This window comes from Pseudoalteromonas sp. G5_S1_54_S4, from assembly GCF_054968565.1.
The window spans coordinates 17,427-40,916 of record NZ_JBQKUL010000012.1; the positions used below are offsets into that span (position 1 = coordinate 17,427).

The window sequence follows — 23,490 nt, forward strand, 5'->3', positions numbered from 1 at the left end:
TGATTCCTTAAAATGGGCTTTCTATGTCAGCCATACCAACATAAACAGACTTAGTTTGCGTGTAATGATCAAGCGTTTGTATGCCGTTTTCGCGGCCGATACCTGATTGCTTATAGCCACCTACAGGCATTTCTGCCGGCGAGTTACCGTAAGCATTGATCCAACAAATACCGGCTTGTAGCTGATGAATAACGCGATGAGCACGTTTAATATCGCTGGTGAAAACGCCTGCAGCTAAACCTAAGTGAGTGCCGTTAGCACGTGCAATTACATCATCTTCGTCATCAAATACTAAAACGCTCATTACTGGGCCAAAAATTTCTTCTTTAACGATGGTCATTTCATCGTTGCAATCAACAAATACGGTTGGCGCTACAAAATAACCATTTGGCGCAGATGCTGGTGAAAGCGTTGAGCCACCGGTTAATAGCGTTGCCCCTTCTTCAAGGCCTTTGTTGATGTAGCTCAGCACTAAATCTTGATGCTTTTTAGAAATAAGCGCGCCAAAGTTAGTGTTTAAATCTTGTGGATCACCGGCAATAATATTGTTTTCGGTGCGAGTTTTAAGCTCATCAATAAACTGCTGGTACACATTTTTGTGAACATAGATACGAGTGCAATTAGTACAAATTTCACCTTGGGTATAAAAGTTCCCTAACATTGCCGCGCTTACTGCTTGCTCTATATTGGCATCGTCAAAGACAAGTAACGGCGATTTACCACCTAGTTCCATAGTCACATCTTTTAATGTACCTGCAGCACTGGCGACGACTTTCTTACCGGTACCTACTTCACCAGTAAACGATACTTTTTCAATATCTTGGTGTGCAGTAAGCCATTGGCCTACTTCACTCGCGCCTTGAACTACATTGAATACGCCAGCGGGTACACCTGCTTCAATAAACACCTCTGCTAATTTAATTGCGCCAAGCGGGGTTTCTTCTGAAGGTTTAAAAATAAATGCATTACCCGCTGCAAGGGCAGGGCCAGACTTCCAACATGCAATTTGTAATGGGTAGTTCCATGCACCAATACCAGCACAAATACCTAAAGGCTCTTTGCGTGTGTAGTAAAAGTCATCGCCAACCATTTGTTGTTGACCAACTTGTGCAGGGGCAAGGCCTGCAAAATATTCAATTACATCTGCACCTGTTTCAACATCTACGCAGTTAGCTTCTTGCATTGGTTTACCGGTATCGAGCACTTCAACTAGTGCAAGCTCATCATTACGCTTGCGTAAAATAGCAACGGCGGTTAATAAAATACGGCTGCGCTCAATAGGGGTCATGGCTGACCAAACTTTAAAGCCTTGTTTTGCACTTTCAATTGCTGCGTTTTGAACGTATTCATCGGCAACTTCAACGGCATAAATTACTTGGCCGGTTGCAGGATTTACTACATCAAATGTTTCGCCGCTTTTGTTTGCAAGGAATTGACCGTTGATAAAGTTTTGATAGATAGGTGTAGTCACGTTAGGCTCCATATTGCTTGATAAGTGAATGCACGTAGTTTTTAGCCAGTGATTCACTGTGTTTAAACTGATTTTCGTCTGATTGGCTTAATACGGCTCGTAGCCATAAACCATCGATCATTGCTGCGGTTAACTCTGCCGCGAGATTTGCTTGCGCTAAAGGCATTAATTGCTTAAATGAAACGGTTAAATTGCTTTGCAAGCGTTTGCTGTTTACATTTTGTAAACGATGAAGTTCCTTGTCGTGCATTGATTGCGCCCAAAAACTTAACCACGTCCGAGTGGTGTCTTTTCGTTGTTGTACTAGCGCAAAGTTTGATTCAACAATAAACATTAACCTTTGAGTTGGCGTGGTCTTTTCATCTACTTTGCTGATCAAGTCATCTTTCAAGTTAGACAGTAAGTAACGCACAGTTGCTTCAATTAGCCCCTGTTTCCCACCAAAGTAATGGCTAATTATGCCAGAGGACATCCCCGCATTTTTGCTAATACTATTAATTGTGGTTGCTTGTAACCCTTTTTGAGCAACTGACTCTATTGTTGCGTCAATTAGCTGCTGACGCCTTACAGGTTCCATTCCAACTTTAGGCATAATTTTTATTAATTGATCGTTCAATAAAGATAAGCTTAAGGTAATAGCTCTAACAATTCAAGGTTCGTGCAAATGGTGAGTGTCTGAAATGTGGATAAATAATTAATAAAATAAGTCTAAAATGAAGTTATATTAACAAGCTGGATTTTTATAAAATATCATTTAATAACAACTTGTTACGTGTGTTTTTTTGATTGCTTTTTGCGGTGTAAATATTTTTTTTACATAATTGGTGAAACTTTTAGTGATTTATTTATTAGTGTGATAAATATTAGAGTACTAATTGTATTTTTTGTGGGCAGGTTACTTTAAAAAGCGGTAAGGCGAGTTTGTGGGAAGATCCAAGAAAAAAGATTTAGGAAGTGTAATATGAGATTAATTTACAGAAATGTTAACTTAGTGAAGAGATAAATAAAGACGCTGTTTAGGTTTCAACAACGCCTTTAAATAACAAAGGATAACGTCTTAAACGGTTGCCAATATAATCGTCAGCCATAATTTGGTCGCAAATTTCATCAATATTATCGGTCGCTTCAAATACCCAATCAAAGCGTTCTATTGCAAGTAAAAATCCACGTTTTAAATGCGTTTGCGCACGGTAATAAGCAAGGTTGTTTTTGATGAGTTGCAGTTTTTCAGGCTCTGCTTTTAATTGCGCAATAACTCGGTTAATAAACTGCAAATTGCGCGAACTGGTTGGTCTGTTTCTTCTATTTGTTGATCGCATCACTCTTCATTAGCTATGTTGTAAAGTTTTTTCAAAAAGTCGTCTTTGTGTTTGTCATGTTCATAATCAAGGTGATAAGTATTATGAAACCCAAAGCGAAGTAAAACACCACTGCCTTGTAAATAGACGGTATAGCCGTCAATATCAGAAAATGCAGTGATCCCTTGATAAAATTTACCTTCTTCTGTGACTTCTCCGCGTTGTTGAATGCGTTCGTAAACCGCTAGAATCTGTTTATTGTCGATTTCATTTTTCATTGTTTGTCCCTTTTATTTAATCACTCATACGCTATAGAAGTGAGGGTCGATCATCATAAAAACAATAGTCTAAAAAGTATGATATTGCTTTGTTATTTTTCATTTATAAATTATGCTCAAAGTTCACTTTTTGTTGAGCTTTTACCATGATAGACAAAGCGTTACTTTTGAAAACTCGTGAATTATCCGACCAACTCATTGCATTGCAAACACCCATTAGAATACTCGATGCAATAAATTGGGATAAACAAATTAAAGAGGAATTTTTTAGACAAAAATGTCAAAAAAATCCACTTATTGATCGTGCTTATTATCAACAGCGCGATTTAGGGTTTGTTCCTAGCGAGTTGCGCCAAGCATTTTCAACACTGCACCGCAATATTATTAACCAGTTGGGGCAATTAAACCCAATTGCACAATATATGGGTAAAATGTGTACCGAATATAAAACGGTTCTGAGCATGCTTGAATACCGCGGTACGCCAGAGTTTCATGACTTATCAGTGGAGCTATTTGGTCATCCTAAAGATTTGTTTCATGCCGGTGAGCCATCGCTATCAGAACTGGCTAATATGCTCGAACAGCCTTTAAAAAATTTACTTGCAGCGGATATTTTGCCTGAAGATCCTAAAAATATTGATGCCAGCGACGCGGTGCGAATTTTATCTGAACAGGTCAATGCCAGCATGCCGGGAATAAACGTAGAGGTGATGCTAAGTGATGGTATTGTCAGCGATGCGGCAGCAGGTGCTAATAATATTAAGCTCAATCAAGATGTTAAGTTTTCTCAGCGCGAATTAGATATTTTAGAAGTGCACGAGGGATGGATCCATGTAGGCACGACTCAAAATGGCTTAGCGCAACCTTATTTAACTTGCTTGAGTAAAGGCACACCAAGCTCTACGGTTACCCAAGAGGGGCTTGCAGTACTGACGGAAATTATTACTCTTAAATCAACACCACGTCGTTTATCAAAATTAGTAAACCGTATTCAAGCGGTGACGAAAGTGATTGATGGTGCTGAGTTTATCGATATTTACCGAGATTACGTTGCTCAAGGTTTATCAAAAGACGACAGCTATACTCTTGCACAGCGCGTTTTTAGAGGCAGTACCGCAACCGGCTTACCCTTTACCAAAGATATTGCTTACATAAAAGGCTTTGTTTTAGTTTACAACTTAATTAGGGTGGCGATACAGCTTGGTCGAATTGATCAGTTGCCATTATTGCTGGTGGGTAAAATATCAATTGATGACTTTAGATTAATATCGCAATTGCATGACTTAGGTGTCATTGAAAATCCGCAATTTGTGCCGCCTCATTTTAAAGATTTAAGAGGCCTTGCTACGTGGCTCAGCTTTGGTCGATTTATTGGCGATTTGTCATTCGAACAACTAGAAAACGACTATAAGCCGTTGTTTTTATAATTTTAAAAAGGAAGCGCAGGTTCCTTTTTTAGCAAAAAAACGCAGTTGAAATGAGCAACTGCGTTTAAGTTTACACACATAAGCCTGCATGCCCATAAGGGGGCAATTGATTGTTGTCATTTTTATTTATCGTTTTATCGATACATAAAATTGTTTTAACCCATTCATTAGGCAAAAAAAAGCCCAAAAGTGGGCTTTTTAAATTCAACACACTTTGGTTATCGTGCGTTGGTGCTTTCAAATATTTTGTCTGCAGAGGCAGCGACAAAACCTGTGTAAATTTCACCGTCAGGTTTTGGATAACGAATAGCAAACTCGTAAAAACAGCTAGGAATGCACATATCGCCATCGCTAAAGGTTACAGCGTATTCATCAGCTAATGTTGATGATTGCTCTAATAGCACCTCTGGTGAGCCTTTTACTTCGCCTCCTGAGGTATTAAGTGAAAAACCTGCATCTTTAAGAGCTTGGTTTACATCATGGATGTTATCAAACTTAGCTAAGGTATTAATGTTCACAGTAAAGTGATTTGCACGATAACCCCACGCAGACATCCACGCCGCATATTCGCTCTCTGCTAATAGCTTTTTGTAAGTATCAGTGCTTACTTGCCAATGCGTGCCTGAATATAAAAAGTTATCGGCAGTCACCGCACTTTCGTCAATTTGTGAAACCATATCAGTGACAATTGCTTGAAGCTCAGGCGAGCATTTTTCAACTAATAACTCAGAAATAAACACTTTAGGTTGCGTTGGATCGCTGTGCTCGTAGTGCTTAGCGTAGAGTTTTTTTGCTTCAAAATGGTACTCACCACATTCTTTGTAGCCAATGGCTAAAAAGTGCGCTGCCAGTTTTTCAAGGCCCACTTTTTCAATATTAAAGGTACGCAGCGCAATATGATCGTTGATTATATCGTCTTTTTGCGTTGAGCCTAATAGGTCATGAATTTTGTCAGCCGATGGCGTTACGCTTAGATAGTTTTGCCACAGGTTATCAAATAATGTGTTTACATCAGTATGCATGGTAAATCCTTAAATCTGTTTAAATTGTTATTCAATTATTAAGCCCGGCGCGAGGGTTTGCGGTAAATTAACTTTTTCTGACTCTACAGAGGCCACTGGGTATGCGCAATAATCTGCAGCGTAGTATGCACTGGCTCTGTGGTTGCCACTGGCACCTATACCACCAAATGGCGCTGCGCTTGATGCGCCTGTAATAGGGCGGTTCCAGTTAACAATGCCGGCACGAATACGTTTTAAAAAGTGACTGTAATCATCTTCGCTATCAGCAAGTAAACCAGCAGATAAACCAAAGCTGGTGTTGTTTGCTTCTGTTATAGCGCTATTGAAATCAGTGTAACGATATACTTTTATAAGCGGGCCAAAGTGTTCTTCATCGGCAATTTCACTAATGTTAGTGACATCAATAATGCCTGGGCTTACAAACCCAGTGCCTGATTTTAACTGTTTAAGCTCAACAAGAATCTCAGCACCTTGTTTAACTAGCTTAGCTTGCGCTGCAACCATGCCTAATGCGGCTTTTTCACTGATCATGGCACCCATAAAAGGTTGATCGTCCGCAAAGCTATCGTCTACTAGGATATTTTTAGTGGCGCTGATCAGCTTTTCTAAAATAGCATCGCCATTGGGCGACTTTTCAATAAATAAACGGCGTGCACAAGTACAGCGTTGGCCAGAGGTGATAAAACCCGATTGAATAATATCGTGCACAGCGGCGCTAACATCAGCAACATCTTTAACCACTAGCGGGTTATTACCGCCCATTTCAAGCGCTAAAATTTTACCTGGGTGGCCAGCAAATTGTTTATGTAATAAATGACCTGTGTTTGAGCTACCAGTAAAAAATAGGCCATCTATATCTTTGTGTGAGGCCAGCGCTTTACCTGTTTCTAACTCACCTTGAACGAGGTTTATAACCCCAGCAGGTAAGCCTGCTTTTAACCATAGTTCTAAGGTAAACTGTGCTACATGAGGAGTTAATTCTGATGGTTTAAATACCACGGTATTACCGGCTAGTATGGCTGGTACAATATGGCCGTTTGGTAAATGCCCAGGGAAATTATACGGACCAAAAATAGCGACCACACCGTGAGGTTTGTGGCGAATAAAGGCTTTTGCACCAGGCATTGGGTTTTCGGTTGTACCAGTACGTTCATTGTAAGCACGGATCGCAATGGCCACTTTGCCTGTCATCGCGCCCACTTCTGTGCGTGTTTCCCATAGCGGTTTACCTGTTTCACGAGCAATAATAGTGGCAAACTCTTTGCTGTGTTCTTTTAATTGGGCTACGAAGTTTTCTAAAATGGTAATACGTTGCTCAATTGGCATGTCTGCCCATTGAACTTGCGCGGCTCTTGCCGCTTTAATGGCACTGTCAACTTGCTCTGCGTTGGCGCCATTACCTTGCCATACAATTTCACCATTACTTGGGTTAATAGAATCAAACGCAGGGCCTTTGCCTACAAGCCATTGATTATTAATTAGTTGTGTGTTCATAAATAATGTTACAGGCGGAAAAATCGCGCTGCATCTCCTTGTTTTAAATGAAGTGCATCAGCTACTTCTTGGCTGATGATTAAGGTGTGCTTTGCCTGATTGTAATGAGCATGTTTGGTGAATGTGGCTCTGAAATCACTAACCCCTTGATTACAAATAGCAAGGGTGTCTGAGCTTTGCTCATTGATATGTTCAAGCTCGCCAATAGTAATAGGGCACACCTGTGAATCACGAATACTGCGAATATTACCGAGCTTTGCTTCTACTGTGGGGCCTGCGTCAAATAAATCAACGTATCCGCGGTGTTCAAAACCTTCTTTTTCAAGCAGTTTAAGTGCTGGTTTGGTTTTATCATGCACATGGCCAATCACCGCTTGTGCTTTTTTGCTCAGCAAATTCACATAGATAGGGTATTTAGGCATGAGTTCGCTAATAAACACTTTATCGCCTAACCCCACTAAATGGTCTGCTTGTGGGAATTCAATGCTAAAAAAGTGTTCCTGCAACCATTGCCAAAATGGCGAGTGACCGTCTTCATCGCTAACACCACGCATCTCAGCAATTACTGTGTCGGCAAAGCGCTCACTGTGTTGCGCCATAAATAAAAAACGTGAACGTGATAAAAAACGTCCCGTTAAGCCTTTTCTACTGTCTTCACGTAAAAATAAAGTACATATTTCTGAGCAGCCAGTGTAGTCATTACACATACTCAAAATATCTACGGTATTGTAAACGTTTAAAGTGGGTGAATGGTGAACGGTTTTACCTAGATGATAATGATACAAAGGTACAGATAACCCGACGGCCGCTTCTATGGCGGTAGTACCAATTACCTTGCCGGTTTCACTGTCTTCTAAAACAAATAGATAGCTTTCGTCGATGGGCTTATCTACGTTTTTAGTAAAACTGTTTTGCGCACGAGCAATTTTTTCTTGTAGTTGCCCATCATCGACAGGTAAAGAGGTAAAGCCATGGCCAGACTCAATGGCAATCTCTTTAAGTGCTGCAAAATCATTGACAGTAATAGGACGTAATACTTGCATTAACTACTTGCTCCAACAACATATAAAATCCTGAGGTAAACGTGTGTTTGCCTCAGGACTTAGTTATGTTTTACTTAGTTATTAACCGTTTACTACATCTCTTACTGCTTTTTCAAAGCGAGCTAAGCCTTCTTTAATGTCCTCAAATGGGATCACTAATGAAGGTGTAAAACGAATAACGTTCATACCGGCTACTAAGTTCATTAAGCCGTTATTTGCACTTGCTACTAAAAAGTCACGAGCACGGCCTTCAAATTTCTCATTTAATACCGCACCGATTAGTAAGCCTTTACCACGGACTTCGCTAAATACATGGTATTTTTCATTAATTGCATTTAAACCATCACGGAACATTTGTTCACGCTCTTTTACGCCATCTAATACAGCAGGCGTATTAACGGTATCAAATGCCGCTTCTGCAACAGCACAAGCCAACGGGTTACCACCATATGTAGAACCATGCGTGCCTACTTTTAGGTGTGCTGCAATTTCCGTGGTGGTGATCATAGCGCCAATTGGAAAACCGCCACCTAAGGCTTTAGCCGTCGTTAAGATATCAGGAATAACATCTAAACCTTCGTATGCGTATAAGTGACCTGTACGGCCAACGCCGGTTTGCACTTCATCAAAAATAAGTAGTGCGTTGTGTTTAGTACACAGTTCACGTACTTTTTGTGCAAATTCATTGGTTGGTGGCACAATGCCGCCTTCACCTTGTAATGGCTCCATCATTACCGCACAGGTATCATCACCAATTAAGGCTTCAAAAGCGGCAATATCATTGTAGTCACAATGCACGATATCAGCAGGTTTTGGACCAAAACCGTCAGAATAAGCAGCTTGGCCACCCACTGTCACAGTGAAAAATGTACGACCATGAAAACCTTTATTGAAAGCAATAATTTTAGTTTTTTCAGCACCAAATTTATCCAGTGCAAAGCGACGTGCTAATTTTAATGCTGCTTCGTTTGCTTCAGCCCCTGAGTTTGCAAAGTAAACTTTTTCAGCAAACGTGGCATCAACCATTTTTTTAGCTAGACGAAGAGCTGGCTCATTGGTCATTACATTTGATAAGTGCCAAATTTTTTCGCCTTGCTCTTTAAGTGCACCGACTAATGCAGGATGGCAATGCCCTAAACAATTAACTGCAATACCACCGGCAAAATCGATAAATTCGTTATTGTTCTGATCCCACACACGTGAGCCTTCACCGCGAACAGGAACAACAGCTGAAGGGTTGTAATTAGGGACCATTACGTCGTTAAATAAATCTCTGGTTACTTGCATTTTTACACCTAAATTATTCACATAAAAAAATACGTTGCTGAAAAAATAACGATAAGGTCAGGATGATTCAGCAATACAATGTGTTTTACTTATTAAAAATGTCATTATCAAAGGTTATGAATGAAATTTGCAGTGCTATTTTGTGAAAAATGATTAGAATAATAGTCAAATTAACGAATTTAATTAGCATTATGATAACTCCCCAAGATGAAAAACTACTCTCAGTATTAAAAACGAACGCCCGCGCTAGCATTTCTGATCTTGCAAGGCATTTGAGTTTATCTCGTTCAACGGTGCAAAGCCGAATGCTAAAATTAGAGCAAAGTGGGATCATTAAGGGTTATAGCGTTGACTTTGGAGATGACTTTTTAAATAGCTTGGTCTTTGCGCATGTTTCAATAAAAGTAAAACAGAAGCTAACAACAAAAACTAATATTGAATTAAAGCAAATTGATGCGATTTCTCAGTTGTATGCAATTAGTGGAGAGTTTGATTTAATTGCTATTGTAGAAGCACAGAACCTTGAGCAGTTAAGCCACTTGCTGGATGATATTGGTAACTTAGATGGGGTAGAGCGTACCCGTTCATCGGTTATTTTAGAGACTAAATTTAAGCGTTAATTCGATTTATTTAGTACATTCAGTGAGCATTAATTATTTGCATTTAAGCTAACTTGATTGTAGTCTACTTGATATTAGGAACAAGGAATGTTTTTAACCAAATCAATAGGTTTATAGCCCTGCATTTGTTGCAATCCTCCAGTACTTAAAAAATCTCATCAATACAGTTATTAATCTTATTAGCATTGGCTAATAAGGTGTGAGTGAAATAGGACGTTTTTGGCACCACTGCGCAAAGACTTTACAAGGAAAAGTTATGAAATACACAACAATGGCTGCTGTGGCATTATTAATAGGTGGCTCATATTTAAGTGCAAAAGCGACTTTATTTGACCCTGCACAGAGCATAACGGTTGAAACTTACAGCGATATATTCTTCAAATTAGAATCCTCTCCTGTCAGCATTAATGAAATTATTACCGGGGCGAGTCAATTTGCCGATAGCTTGTGTGATGAAAGCATCTACCAAGAAGTAATTGGCGAATCGGTAAATTCATGTAAGCAAAAATTCAAACAATCTCAAGCACAATGTGCTGAGTTTATAATAAAAAATAACGAGCCTATGTACACTGATAAAGTGGCTATAACACAGCTCTCTGAGAAGTTTATTAATTGCATGACCAATAGCTAAAATAGCACTTACAGTTCTTAATCTATTAATAATGCGGCTCCTAAACTGGATGAGCATTGATGCTTTAATTTTTATTTAGCATATTCCACTGCGTGGTCTATGCTAAATTTTATTAATGCTCAAACGCCCAGTTTGCTTTAGGGAGTACAATGCAAGAAAATTTACTGAATTCAGTCATCAAAATAACAAAAAATAGAGATGTAGATTCTCTTGAATATAGTTTGATATCGACCATCCAAGAATTTATAGGCTGTAAAGAAGTCTCAGTTTATAAAGATATAGAAGTTCAAGGCCAACTGACTATTGAGCAAAGTCTTTGCTTAAAAGTCACGGGTGAAAAGCAATTCGAGTGGGTACAACGACAAATTGTTGCACAGCCTGAGGATGAACTTCTATCGTGTTTACGTTCTGCCTGTATTATTACTGTTCAGTCTGCCGATGGAATTGAACGCCGTTGGCTCCCCATTACCCGCCAAGAAAAAACAGTTGCTGCCATTTCTGTGGTTTCAAAAAGTTTAGATAGTTCGGCTCAAGTGATGCTAAATGCTTTTTGCCGCATATTTGAAAACTATTTAGTGATACTCCATGAAAACGAAAGAGATAAATTAACGGGGCTGTTAAATAGACAGACATTTGAGAAAAAAATAAAACAGCTAATTGAAAAACAAGTATTAAAAATGCACGGCTCATCCCGAGATAAGGATAAAAGGCAACAAAAGCAGGCATCAACATCTTGGCTGGCTATTTTAGATATTGATCATTTTAAAAATATAAATGATCAATACGGTCATATCTGTGGAGATGAAGTGTTACTCGTATTAGCGCAAAAAATGCGTCACTTTTTTCGCTCAACAGATTTAATTTTTCGTTTTGGTGGGGAAGAATTCGTGATTGTTTTTGAGCCCACAGACGCTGACTCAATCAGTAATAAAATGGCTGAATTTATACAGCTCATTAGAGATACATCGTTTCCTTTTGTTGAAAATATGACGATCAGTGCTGGTTTAGCGCGTATTAGTCCTTATGATTTTCCAATTGCAGTGCTAGAAAGCGCAGATAAAGCGCTTTATTATGCAAAAAATAATGGCCGAGATAAATTTTGTATCTATGAAGATTTACTTGCCGAGAACTTAATCAGTGTACAAGTTAATTCCTCAGAAATAGATTTATTTTAAACTACTGCGGCTGAGGATGGCTTCGCTGCACTTTCACTTTGGTTACTTGGTCGAGCTTTATAAAATAAACATTGCCGCCAATGCCTTTGAATTCTTCATCGGTAAAGGCGATGGTATTGTCATCATAAAAGGTGATTGCCTCTTTTTGGGTTACAATACCTAAGTCAATTTTAAATACATCGCCAGAGAAAAACTTATCGCCTTTAAAGTTTTCAAACAGCCAAATACTGGTTGAATCTAATAGTGCGAGCTTTGTTCTATCTGGGCTAAGTGCTGCGGATGTGATCCAGCAAAGCTTTTCCATGGTGGTGCACGTTTTAAATGAATCTATCAGCTGGGCATCAAAATTCGCTGCATGGTCACCTACTTTGTAAACGTTAGTAATTCCATCGAATGGCTCTGTGCGATTTTTAGTAAACAAGTATAAATGTCGACCAAAAGCCACAAACGCTTCTAAGTCATAATTACGTTGATCAGGTTGTATTGGGCTGCCATCTAATTCTGGGTAGGTAAACTTTATAATTTCAGCTTCTGTTGTATTGGTTTTTATATCTATGGGGTTTTCTATTTTATAAATTGTTAGCCATTTACGTTCATTTTTATTATTACCAAAGTCGCCTAAAAAGAAATGACCAAACTTATTTTGCGTCATATCTTCCCAGTCTATATTTTTTGCATTCGTGACGAGTACTTCTTTTGCAATTGAACCATCGTCATTGAGCCTATAAAGCTTAGGCTCGTCGCCACTATCGTTAATAGCCCAAAGCCGTTTATGTTTATCAAACTCAATGCCTGAAATTTCTTTTAGTTTTGGGTCTACAGAGACCACCTTTTTACTATATAGTGTATAAATTGAACTGCCTACAACAGCCGTAATGATACTAAAGACGATAACAGAAGTAATAAGGATGCTTTTTTTCAACATTGTATTTAAGTGTTCATCGGGTTGGCTGAGTAGATAGTTATTATCGCTGATGATGTTGTTAAGCTAAAGGTTTTTATAGTTTTAATGTAGTAATAAAAATTAATAAGTATGTGTTTAAGGACAAAAGCAAATTAATTAGCTGTTATGGTGTAGTTGGTTTAAAAGTTGCTCAGTTGCAGTGCTTACTTAAAAATCAGTTTTAATGGTTAAAATTGCACCAAACCAGTGCGGTAAAATAAATAACGCACTGTAATAATGCGTAAATAAAGTTTTGATTAACTTTAAAGCTGTTTTTATGTGAATGAATGGATTCCACATCGCCTTTTTAAGCTGTTTGGCCTGTGGCAAAGATGAATAACCCTTATGGTTTAGTTGGAGCCTATTATGTTGAATAAACGCTTTTTTAAAACAAAAAATGAAGCAGAAGTAACCTTTGAATTTTCTCACCCAGATGCAGATGATGTCTGTTTACTTGGAGAATTTAATGATTGGCAGCCGGTGCCAATGAAGCACAACAAAAAGCTTGGTGTATTTAAATGCAAGCAACGTCTTCCCGTTGATAAAGAGTTTCATTTTCGCTATTTAATAAATGGTAAACAGTGGGATAACGATCATCAGGCTGATGGGTATATTGCTAATAATTTTGGTACAGAAAATAGTATAGTAAATACACAACGCATTAATTAAGGTCGCTGAATGGACGCACTATCGCAATTGTTTTATTTGCATGGTATTGGTTACGAATACACTAAGTATACGGGTGAACACGTTATATTTAGCGAAGACACCCGTAAATCTGCTTTGCACTGCTGTGGCGTTGACACACGTGATACGGCGCAAATAACCCAGTTAAATTATCAATTGGATGCGGCTACGTGGTTAACACTCGCACCTGCTGTTAGCATAATAGATCAGGCTAGTAATGTGCTAAAGGTGCGTGTTAATGAAGCTGATACGCATCACAAAATTACATTAACTGTGGCAGCATTAAATATAAAGCTGCAATTTGAACACATTGCTCAGTATGCAGCATTAGGTGAGTACTTTGTAAATGGGTGTCGTTATATAGAAATAGCGCTACCACTGACGCATTTACCAACCGGCTATTATGATGCGTTATTAACGATGGGTGAGCAATCAGCGAAAACACAAATTTGGTCGACCCCTAAACAAGCCTACCAAATAGCGGATAAAAAACGCTTTGGCTTATCAATTCAGTTATATACATTAAAAAATAAAGCCGGACTCGGGATTGGCGATTTTAGTGATTTACTTGAGTTGGCAACCTTATGTGCAAAGCAAAATATGGACTATATTTTACTTAACCCATTGCACTTATTGTTTGCAGATAACCCTGAGTGCGCCAGCCCCTACAACCCAAACAATCGTGCCTTACTCAATCCGCTATATATCGCAATTAATTTATCGCCAGACAGCTTTAACAATTCGGATTTAACTAAGTTGTTATCTGCTAATACCTCAAGTAAATACAGCGACCAAGGTGTAGCCTTTATTGATTATAAAACGGTTACTGAGTGTAAATATGCTGCTTTTAAGCTGCTTTTTAAGCATTTTCAACAACAGGGCAGTCAAGCACGGCAAAACGAATTTAGTGCGTTTTGTAAACAGTACAGTGATGTACTTGCTATGTTAGAAACCACAGAGCCCACATTTGAATATTACCTCCAATGGCAAGCACACAGCCAACTTACGCAATGCCAACAGCATTGTATTGCCCAAGGGATGGCGATTGGTTTAATTAATGATTTAGCGGTGGGCTGTGCTAATGAGGGCACTGAATTTAAATATCAGCAGGGATTATTTAGTCAAGATGCAACCCTTGGCGCACCACCAGATCCTTGGGCACCTAACGGCCAAAATTGGGGGCTGCCAGCAATAAACCCGCAGCGCCTTGCTGACAATAACTATCAGTTTTATCGTTCACTCATACGCGCCAATATGGATGCAGTAGGCGGGTTACGAATCGACCATGTAATGGCGATTAGGCGTTTGTGGTGGTGTTTCATAAACAATAATACCCAAGATGGCTGTTATGTGTACTACCCATTTGAGCATTTATTAGCAATTTTAAAAATTGAATCTCATCTTAATCAGGCCATAGTAATAGGCGAAGATTTAGGGGTTGTTCCACCGGAGGTAAAAGAGGCACTGGTTGATAGTGGCATTTTCTCAAACAGCTTATTTTATTTTGAAAAACAACAAAATGATGAGTTTGTAAACAGCGATGACCTTAGCGATCAATGCCTGCTGATGATAGCCAATCATGATGTACCGCCATTTGTGGGCTGGTGGCAGCATAGCGATTTAAAAATTAAACAGCAGTATGGGCTGATTGATACTGATGAGTATCAGCAGTTAGTTCAGCAGCGAGAGCAAGAGCAACACCGGTTATTACGCTTTTTAAACCCACAAAACACTTCCTTGTCACTTAACACGGATGCTTTTGACGTTTATAGCACTTTGGCTGTATGTTTAGCTAAATCGCCGTCTCGTTTATTTGCATTACAGCTTGATGATTTAGACAAGCAACACTACCCAGTCAATATTCCTGGCACCGATAAAGAGTATCCTAATTGGCGACGGGTACTCACACATACGTGCGACGATATTTTTAAAGATAATGCTGCTCTTTTGGCTGCAATACATTCAATAAGGAATGCGTAAATGGGCAGTACTAAAAATAGGGTATCAACGCAATTAGTTGATTATGACGCACAGGTAAACGCATTAACTGCAGGGCGATTTAAAGACCCGTTTAGTTTTTTAGGCGCGCACAACACCCAAAGTGGCACTGAAATACGCGTGTATTTGCCAGCGGCATTACGCGTCGAACTGTTAATTGATGGTCAAGTTATTAGCGCGTTACGCTATAAACACAGTGATTTATTTATCGCTGAGTTATCAAGCATGCCTAGCAGTGTTTACCAATGCCAGGTTAGTTATGAAAATAGCGATGTTAGATTTTATGATGAATACAGCTTCAGCAGTACATTGGATGAACAGGCTATGTACTTGTTTAACGAAGGTAGCCTTGAGCATGCTTATACTCACCTAGGTGCGCAATTTACTACACAACAAGGGGTAGATGGTGTTCGTTTTTGTGTGTGGGCGCCTAATGCCGCCAGTGTATCGGTTATTGGTGAGTTTAATTTTTGGCAAGCGAATCGCCATTTTATGCGATTTCATCCGGCAAGTGGGGTATGGGAATTATTTATCCCGGGTTTAAGTGCAGACATGTGCTACAAATTTGCTATTACTACGCTCAGTGGCGAAGTTTTAGATAAAGCCGATCCTTTTGCATTTAAAATGCAGCAAGCACCGGGCACTGCCAGTATATTACAGTACAAACCAGCGCCTATTTTGCTAAGTGAACAAGCGATTATAAATCGCCAAAAGCGTAATCATATTGATGCCGCTATTAGTATTTATGAAGTGCACTTAGGCTCTTGGCAACGCGCTGAGCATAACCGTTACTTAAGCTACACCGAGCTTGCAGATAAGCTTGTAGGCTACGTGATTGAAATGGGGTTCACGCATTTACAACTTATGCCGATCAGTGAATACCCGTTTGATGGCTCTTGGGGTTATCAGCCAGTAGGGCTGTTTGCACCTACGAGCCGCTTTGGTGATTACAACAGCTTTAAATACTTAGTTGAGCAATGTCATAAAGCTAACATAGGCATATTACTTGATTGGGTTCCTGGGCACTTTCCAAGCGACCCACATGGCTTACATTGCTTTGATGGCACCCATTTATACGAACACGCTGATATGCGCCAAGGGTTTCATCCTGATTGGAACACCTATATTTATAATTATGACCGCCCTGAAGTAAAAAGCTTTTTAATTTCTAATGCGATGTATTGGCTTAGCCAATTTGGCATAGACGGACTGCGTGTAGATGCGGTGGCGTCAATGCTTTACCTTGATTACAGTCGTAAAGAAGGACAGTGGGTAGCTAATTGTTATGGCGGTCGAGAAAACTTAGGGGCAATAGAGTGCCTAAAACAAGTGAACTTACGCAGTTATAAAAATAACCCCGGCATTATGATGGTTGCCGAGGAGTCAACGGCTTGGCCTGGGGTCACGCAAAGTGTTGAACACAATGGCTTAGGTTTTGGTTATAAATGGAATATGGGCTGGATGAATGACAGCTTAGATTATATGCAGCAAGATCCGTTATTTAGAAAATATCACCATCATAAAATGACATTTTCTATGGTGTATGCATTTAGTGAAAATTATATTTTACCGCTCAGTCATGATGAAGTGGTGCATGGCAAGGGATCACTACTAAACAAAATGCCCGGTGACGATTGGCAGCAGTTTGCAAACTTACGTGCTTATTATGCGTTTATGTGGGCACATCCAGGCAAAAAATTACTGTTTATGGGCGCCGAAATAGCACAGCGCAAAGAGTGGGATCATGACCATTCACTAGACTGGCACTTGCTTGAGCATCAAAGCCATCAAGGGATTCAGCATACGGTTAAACGTCTTAATCAAGTGTATCAAGCGCATCCATCTTTATATGAGCTTGATAGCTGTGCAACGGGCTTTTCATGGATAGATAATAATAACAGCCAGCAGAGTATGTTTAGCTTTATTCGTTATGCTAAAAATGCTGACCACTTTATGGTTATTGTCGCTAACTTTACACCAACGGCTTATCAACACTACACCTTAGGTGTGCCAGCGAAGGGCACATATAAAGTGGTATTAAATACCGATGAAGTTTGCTTTTTTGGCTCAGGTTATCGTGTCACAGAGGATAAAAACCAGCTTATCCATTCAGTCGTTCAGCCAAGTCATGGGTTTGATCACAGTATTACAGTTAATATTGGTGGCTTAACCACACTTTACTTAGAAAAGGTGAATGATGAGTAATTGCTTTGAGGTTACTCAGGGTGCGCCTTTGCCACTGGGTTCGAGTGTACAAAACCAAGGCGTTAACTTTGCCTTGTATGCCCCTAATGCAAGCCAAGCTTTTGTGTGCTTATTTGATAAAAGTGGTCATACAGAAATATTAAAAATAGCCATGAATATTAATGAAGGCGGCGTATGGAGCATTCACATAGCCCCATTAAGCACAGGCGCATTGTATGGCTTTAGGGTTGATGGCGAATACAGCCCAGAAAAAGGCATGTTGTTTAATGAGCATAAATTACTGATTGATCCGTATGCAAAAGACTTGTTTAACGAATTTACTTGGAGCGAACGTCATTACGGGCAAATGCCCATTGGCACTAAAAGCGTGGTTAATAATGCGATAGATATGCCTAAATCAAAAGTGACTGCGCCGGTTGCTTATTCAAATAATAAGCCACAGCATAGTTGGGCCAATACCGTTATTTATGAGTGCCATGTTAAAGGTGCTACCTGTCGCCATCCTGATATCCCTAAAGCGCTACAAGGGACATTTTTAGGTTTGAGTCATCCCAGTTTTATTGAGCATTTAAAAAGTTTAGGGGTAACGGCTATTGAGCTTTTGCCTGTGCATGCTTTTATAAGCGAACAGTTTTTAACCGCTAAAGGACTGCAAAATTACTGGGGCTATAATAGTCTTAATTTTTTTACTCCTCATAAAGACTATTTGGTTAATGACGATATAAACGAATTTAAACAAATGGTGAGTGAGTTACATCGCGCCAATATTGAAGTTATTTTGGATGTGGTATACAACCACACCGCAGAGGGAGGAAATGATGGCCCTATTTTATCTCTGCGAGGGCTCGACAACCTGACATATTATCGCACCATTGAGGGGCAACCCAATGTTTATATTAATGATACAGGGTGTGGCAATACGTTAAATATCGATCACCCTAAAACCTTACAATTGGTACTCGACAGCTTACGTTACTGGGTTGAAGTTATGGGCGTTGATGGCTTTCGATTTGATTTAGCCACCATTTTAGCGCGTTCAAATACGGGCTTTAGTGCGTCTCACACCTTTTTACAAGCAATTGCCCAAGATCCTGTGTTAAATAAAGTTAAACTGATCAGTGAGCCGTGGGATATAGGCCCTGGTGGTTATCAGCTTGGTGCATTTCCTTCACCTTGGCGAGAGTGGAACGATCAATATCGTGATGTGATTAAACGCTTTTGGCAAAGTGAAAAAGGCATTATTAGTGATGTCGCAAAGCGTTTACATGGCTCGTTTGATATTTTTGAACACAGTAACCGAGGCCCGCTAAATAGCATTAACTTTATTACCAGCCATGATGGGTTTACGTTAGCCGACTTAGTCAGTTATGAGCAAAAACATAACCAGGCCAATGGTGAAAACAACCAAGATGGCCATAGCGCTAATTATTCGTTTAACTGCGGGATTGAGGGATTTACCAGCGACCCAGAAGTAATGAGTTTGCGCTTACAACAACAAAAAAACTTTCTACTCACCTTATTACTCTCCAAAGGCGTGCCAATGATAGCCGCTGGCAGTGAGATGGCGCACTCGCAAGGCGGTAATAATAACGCTTACTGTCAAAATAATCGCACCAGCTGGCTTGCCTGGAAAGACTCACAACTGAATCATTCATTGATTCAGTTTATTGATGATGCGCTAAAAATCAGGCGTGGTCACAGTGCATTTAAACACAGTGTGTTTTTGGATGATATTGATGAGCGCTTCACCGTTAAGTGGTTTACCGAGCAAGGTAAAAAAATGGATGAAACACATTGGCATGAAGATACACGGCAATTTTTAATGTATAGCTTACTTGATAAGCAAAATAAGCATGCGTTATTAATTATTCTTAATGCTAGTAAACAGCCTGTGGTCTGCCAATTACCACAATCGCCCATTATCGCGCCATGGACGTTAGTATTATCAAGTGTAAATAACGCATCATCTGTTATTCAAGAAGATGCAACCGTAAATATTTCAGCACAAAGTAGTTGGGTTTTTAGTGCCAATTTAGAAGGCGATGATTATGACTAAGCAAGACGAGCAAGTGTGTGTAGTAAAAGGCTGGCAAGCAGGCCCAGTGATTGACGAAAGTACTTTAAGTGATGATTTAACACGACACTTTTATTACACCTTAGGGCGTGATGTGGTGGGCGAGTCACAGCTGTATTTGTATCATGCATTAGCACTGACGATCAGAGACCGGTTAGTGGCACGCTGTAGGGAAACCAATCAACAAATAAAACAACAAAAACGCCGTAAAACAGCCTATTTATCGTTAGAGTTTTTAATGGGCAGAGCGCTGGGTAATGCAGTATTAAATTTAGATTTAGAATCACAAGTTACAAAGGCACTGCAAGCTTACTGTACTGAGCTTGAAAGTGTTGAACAAGCTGAGCATGATGCCGGTTTAGGCAATGGCGGCTTAGGGCGACTAGCGGCCTGTTTTTTAGATAGCTGTGCCAGTTTAGCGCTGCCAGTGGTCGGTTACGGTATTCGTTATGAATATGGCATGTTTAATCAGTCAATAAAAGAGGGTAATCAGGTTGAGCAACCAGATAACTGGTTACGAGAAGGTCATCCTTGGGAATTGAGCGCACCGGAGCAAGCTAAACGGGTTAAGTTTTCTGGTTATGTACAAAGCTACACCGATAAATTTGGCCGTGAGCATCGCCAATGGATCAGTTCTCAAGATGTATTAGCAGTGCCTTATGATGTACCTATTCCGGGCTATAAAAATAATATTGTTAATACCCTTAGACTTTGGAAGTCTGAAGCAACGGACGAATTTAACTTAACAGAATTTAATGCTGGAAGTTATTCTGAAGCGGTAGCACAAAAAAATCTCGCTGAGCAAATAACCATGGTGTTGTACCCTAACGACAGCAGTGAAAATGGTAAAGAGCTGAGATTACGTCAACAATACTTTTTATCATCGGCAAGTATTCAAGATGTACTTACACAATGGATTGAACAATACGGTAATGATTTTACTGAATTTGCTCAGCATCATGTGTTTCAGCTTAACGATACCCACCCAAGTATTGCGGTTGCCGAGCTTATGCGAATTTTAGTTGATGACCATGAACTGGATTGGGATCAGGCATGGAATATCACCACCAAAACCATGGCTTACACAAATCATACTTTACTACCAGAGGCATTAGAGAAGTGGTCGGTATCGTTATTTGCTAAATTATTACCGCGTATTTTAGAGATTATTTATGAAATTAATGCCCGCTTTTTAGCCGAGGTGGCCATGCATTGGCCAGGTGATGTGCAAAAACAACGGGATTTATCATTAATTGAAGAAGGGGGCGAGCCGCAAATACGTATGGCCTTTTTAGCCATTGTCGGCAGCTATTCTGTTAATGGTGTGGCAGCACTACACACGCAGTTATTAACCGCGGGTTTGTTTAAAGATTTTTATGCGCTATGGCCTGATAAATTTAACAACAAAACCAATGGTGTTACTCCACGGCGCTGGCTTGCATACTGCAATCCGAGTTTAAGCCAGATCATTAGCGAAAAAATAGGCAAAGACTGGATAGGTGATTTTGCACAAATTAGCCAATTACGTCGTTACTACGATGACCCGCAGTTTCATATAAAGTGGCAGCAAGCAAAACAGCAAAACAAACAACGCTTAGTTGATTTAGTAAAACAAAGATGTGGCGTAGAGTTTGATATTAATATGCTATTTGATGTGCAGGTAAAACGTATTCACGAATATAAGCGCCAGTTACTTAACATTTTACACGTTATTCATTTATATGACCGCATACGCCGTGGCGACACACAAGGTATGGTGCCTCGTTGCGTTTTATTAGGTGGTAAAGCAGCACCGGGTTACATGATGGCTAAAAAAATCATTAAACTCATTAATAATGTTGCTGAGGTGATCAATAAAGACCCACAGGTATCTGCTTTTCTAAGAGTCGCGTTTTTACCTAATTATAATGTCACCGCCATGGAAACCATTTGCCCTGCAACGGACTTATCGGAGCAAGTGTCAACAGCAGGCAAAGAGGCCTCAGGTACCGGCAACATGAAGTTTATGATGAATGGCGCGCTAACAATAGGCACCCTAGATGGCGCTAATATTGAAATACGTGACGCTGTTGGGGCTGAGAACTTCTTCTTATTTGGCGCACAAGCTGAGCACATTGACGACATAAAAGCGCATTATAACCCCAGTGAAATAATTGCGAATAACCCTGATTTGAATAGTGTGATGCACTTACTCGAAAGTGGCCATTTCAATCTATTTGAACCTGGCTTATTTGACGATGTGATTAATGGCATTAAAGGTAACAACGATCCTTGGTTAACCGCTCATGACTTTGCCAGCTATATAGCTGCGCAACGTGATGTTGATAAAGCCTATGCAGATCAAACCTACTGGACTCAAATGAGTATTTTAAATACTGCCGCCAGTGGCTCATTTTCTAGTGACAGAACAATTAGTCAATATTGTGATGATATATGGCATTTAACTCCACTAGATACCACACACCAAACAGTAAAAACAAACACTGACACTAACAGCTGACACTAAACGGAGAGAGTAATATGCCCAGTTATGCAAATCGTTATATAAGTAATTTAACCAGAGAAACCTACGCTTTAATTCTTGCCGGAGGTCGCGGTTCTCGCTTGCATGAGCTAACCGACTGGCGTGCTAAACCCGCCGTTTATTTTGGTGGTAAACATCGTATTATTGATTTTCCACTATCAAATTGCATTAACTCAGGTGTAAGACGTGTCGGAATTGCAACGCAATATAAATCACACTCACTGATTCGCCATGTAAATCGTGCGTGGGGGCATTTTAAAAAGGAATTAGGTGAGTCAGTTGAAATATTACCTGCGTCACAGCGCCATGGTGATGAATGGTATTGCGGTACTGCCGATGCGGTATTTCAAAATATGGATATCATTCGCCATGAGTTACCTAAATATGTGATGATTTTATCTGGCGACCATGTGTATCGTATGGATTATGGCGGGCTGTTGGCAAAGCATGTAGAAAATGGCGCCGACATGACGGTATGCTGTTTAGAAGTACCGGTTGAAGAAGCTGCGGGTACCTTTGGTGTGATGACGGTTGATGAAGAAAGTCGTGTACGTCGTTTTGACGAAAAACCTGCCGAGCCCAGCTCAGTGCCTGGTAAACCAGGCACCTGTTTAGCATCAATGGGAAATTATGTATTTAATACTGAGTTTTTATTTGAGCAGCTACAAAAAGATGCGCAAACAGAGGGCTCAGGGCGTGATTTTGGCCATGATATAATTCCTGCCATTATTGAAGAACATAATGTGTTTGCCTACCCGTTTAGAGATCCCGCACAAGTAGGACAACCCTATTGGCGCGATGTGGGAACTCTAGATTCGTTTTGGGAAGCAAATATGGAACTAGTTATGCCGGAGCCTCAACTGGATTTGTACGATCCTACTTGGCCAATTTGGACTTACCAAGAGCAACTTCCTCCTGCCAAATTTATTTTTGATGATGATGATCGCCGAGGGATGGCGGTTGACTCAACGGTGTCGGGTGGGTGTATTGTTTCCGGCTCGTTAGTGAGAAAATCATTATTATTTTCTAATGTACATATTCGTTCATATTGTACCATTGAGGAGTCGGTTATTTTGCCCGGTGCTATTGTAAATCGAGGGTGTAAAATTAAGCGAGCAATTATAGATAGAAGCTGTGAGATCCCACCTGGATTAGAGATTGGTTTTGATCGTAAAACCGATGAAGCCAATGGATTTCGGGTATCAAAAAAAGGGATTGTATTGGTCACCCGCGATATGCTGATGAAGTTAGACAATAAGTCACATCGTTAATAAATAATAATTAAAAGAGCAAGGCGAAAGCCTTGCAGCAAA

19 protein-coding genes are annotated in these 23,490 nt (G+C 39.9%); 10 read left to right on the plus strand and 9 right to left on the minus strand.

All coding sequences use genetic code 11. The features are described from left to right. Window positions 1-7: 7 nt before the first annotated feature. The 4 genes from betB to ACTRWE_RS06865 form a co-directional block, all read right to left on the minus strand. Window positions 8-1,471 (minus strand): betaine-aldehyde dehydrogenase, encoded by a 1,464-nt coding sequence (betB, locus tag ACTRWE_RS06850; protein ID WP_008111456.1) that lies wholly within the window; start codon window positions 1,469-1,471, stop codon window positions 8-10. 1 nt (window position 1,472) lies between these two features. Continuing rightward, a complete protein-coding gene (betI, locus tag ACTRWE_RS06855) occupies window positions 1,473-2,048 on the minus strand; it encodes a transcriptional regulator BetI (RefSeq protein WP_008111458.1) in 576 nt (191 codons plus the stop codon). 439 nt (window positions 2,049-2,487) lie between these two features. After that, a complete protein-coding gene (locus ACTRWE_RS06860; protein WP_290155791.1) occupies window positions 2,488-2,790 on the minus strand; it encodes a hypothetical protein in 303 nt (100 codons plus the stop codon). Then, on the minus strand, window positions 2,790-3,047 hold the full coding sequence (locus ACTRWE_RS06865; RefSeq protein ID WP_008111462.1) for a DUF3081 domain-containing protein: 258 nt from the start codon (window positions 3,045-3,047) through the stop codon (window positions 2,790-2,792). The genes ACTRWE_RS06860 and ACTRWE_RS06865 overlap by 1 nt, the downstream gene beginning before the upstream one ends. 146 nt (window positions 3,048-3,193) lie before the next feature. Here ACTRWE_RS06865 and ACTRWE_RS06870 point away from each other — a divergent pair, with 146 nt between their 5' ends. Continuing rightward, window positions 3,194-4,474 carry a flavohemoglobin expression-modulating QEGLA motif protein gene (locus ACTRWE_RS06870; RefSeq protein WP_064663025.1) on the plus strand — a complete coding sequence of 427 codons (1,281 nt, stop codon included), beginning with the start codon at window positions 3,194-3,196 and terminating at the stop codon, window positions 4,472-4,474. Between the two features lie 218 nt (window positions 4,475-4,692). Here ACTRWE_RS06870 and ACTRWE_RS06875 read toward each other — a convergent pair whose 3' ends face one another. The 4 genes from ACTRWE_RS06875 to ACTRWE_RS06890 all read right to left on the minus strand — a co-directional run bounded on the left by ACTRWE_RS06875 (window position 4,693) and on the right by ACTRWE_RS06890 (window position 9,320). Next, a complete protein-coding gene (locus ACTRWE_RS06875) occupies window positions 4,693-5,496 on the minus strand; it encodes a 2-oxoadipate dioxygenase/decarboxylase family protein (protein ID WP_462879723.1) in 804 nt (267 codons plus the stop codon). A 27-nt stretch (window positions 5,497-5,523) separates the two neighbouring features. After that, window positions 5,524-6,990, minus strand: coding sequence for a succinylglutamate-semialdehyde dehydrogenase (gene astD / locus ACTRWE_RS06880; RefSeq protein ID WP_350607706.1), 1,467 nt, complete (start codon window positions 6,988-6,990; stop codon window positions 5,524-5,526). 8 nt (window positions 6,991-6,998) lie between these two features. Further along, a complete protein-coding gene (gene astA / locus ACTRWE_RS06885; RefSeq protein WP_138765375.1) occupies window positions 6,999-8,033 on the minus strand; it encodes an arginine N-succinyltransferase in 1,035 nt (344 codons plus the stop codon). 81 nt (window positions 8,034-8,114) lie between these two features. Next, window positions 8,115-9,320 carry an aspartate aminotransferase family protein gene (locus tag ACTRWE_RS06890; protein WP_013463230.1) on the minus strand — a complete coding sequence of 402 codons (1,206 nt, stop codon included), beginning with the start codon at window positions 9,318-9,320 and terminating at the stop codon, window positions 8,115-8,117. Between the two features lie 191 nt (window positions 9,321-9,511). Here ACTRWE_RS06890 and ACTRWE_RS06895 point away from each other — a divergent pair, with 191 nt between their 5' ends. From ACTRWE_RS06895 to ACTRWE_RS06905, 3 genes are all read left to right on the plus strand, one after another. After that, window positions 9,512-9,940, plus strand: coding sequence for an Lrp/AsnC family transcriptional regulator (locus ACTRWE_RS06895; protein WP_462879725.1), 429 nt, complete (start codon window positions 9,512-9,514; stop codon window positions 9,938-9,940). A 256-nt stretch (window positions 9,941-10,196) separates the two neighbouring features. Then, complete coding sequence (locus ACTRWE_RS06900; protein ID WP_008112502.1) at window positions 10,197-10,571, plus strand: hypothetical protein; 375 nt, start codon at window positions 10,197-10,199, stop codon at window positions 10,569-10,571. A 149-nt stretch (window positions 10,572-10,720) separates the two neighbouring features. Continuing rightward, a complete protein-coding gene (locus ACTRWE_RS06905) occupies window positions 10,721-11,746 on the plus strand; it encodes a GGDEF domain-containing protein (RefSeq protein ID WP_013463232.1) in 1,026 nt (341 codons plus the stop codon). 1 nt (window position 11,747) lies between these two features. Here the strand turns inward: ACTRWE_RS06905 and ACTRWE_RS06910 are convergent, their stop codons facing one another. Beyond that, the gene (locus ACTRWE_RS06910) at window positions 11,748-12,671 is read right to left on the minus strand and encodes a hypothetical protein (protein ID WP_013463233.1); all 924 of its coding nucleotides are present in this window, start codon (window positions 12,669-12,671) and stop codon (window positions 11,748-11,750) included. Window positions 12,672-13,055: 384 nt separating this feature from the next. On the opposite strand from ACTRWE_RS06910, the gene ACTRWE_RS06915 reads away from it, so the two are divergent. The 6 genes from ACTRWE_RS06915 to glgC are packed head-to-tail and all read left to right on the plus strand — an operon-like array spanning window position 13,056 to window position 23,448. Further along, entirely contained in the window at window positions 13,056-13,358 is a 303-nt protein-coding gene (locus tag ACTRWE_RS06915; protein WP_013463235.1) for an isoamylase early set domain-containing protein, read from the plus strand. A 9-nt stretch (window positions 13,359-13,367) separates the two neighbouring features. Next, entirely contained in the window at window positions 13,368-15,356 is a 1,989-nt protein-coding gene (gene malQ / locus ACTRWE_RS06920) for a 4-alpha-glucanotransferase (protein WP_013463236.1), read from the plus strand. Further along, window positions 15,357-17,579: a 1,4-alpha-glucan branching protein GlgB gene (gene glgB / locus ACTRWE_RS06925; protein ID WP_013463237.1), complete on the plus strand. Its 2,223-nt coding sequence runs from the start codon at window positions 15,357-15,359 to the stop codon at window positions 17,577-17,579. It abuts the gene before it with no gap. Continuing rightward, window positions 17,572-19,635: a glycogen debranching protein GlgX gene (gene glgX / locus ACTRWE_RS06930; protein ID WP_013463238.1), complete on the plus strand. Its 2,064-nt coding sequence runs from the start codon at window positions 17,572-17,574 to the stop codon at window positions 19,633-19,635. Before glgB ends, glgX begins: the two co-directional genes overlap by 8 nt. Beyond that, a complete protein-coding gene (locus ACTRWE_RS06935; RefSeq protein WP_013463239.1) occupies window positions 19,628-22,153 on the plus strand; it encodes a glycogen/starch/alpha-glucan phosphorylase in 2,526 nt (841 codons plus the stop codon). The genes glgX and ACTRWE_RS06935 overlap by 8 nt, the downstream gene beginning before the upstream one ends. Window positions 22,154-22,173: 20 nt before the next feature. After that, window positions 22,174-23,448 (plus strand): glucose-1-phosphate adenylyltransferase, encoded by a 1,275-nt coding sequence (glgC, locus tag ACTRWE_RS06940; RefSeq protein WP_013463240.1) that lies wholly within the window; start codon window positions 22,174-22,176, stop codon window positions 23,446-23,448. The last annotated feature ends 42 nt before the right edge of the window (window positions 23,449-23,490 follow it).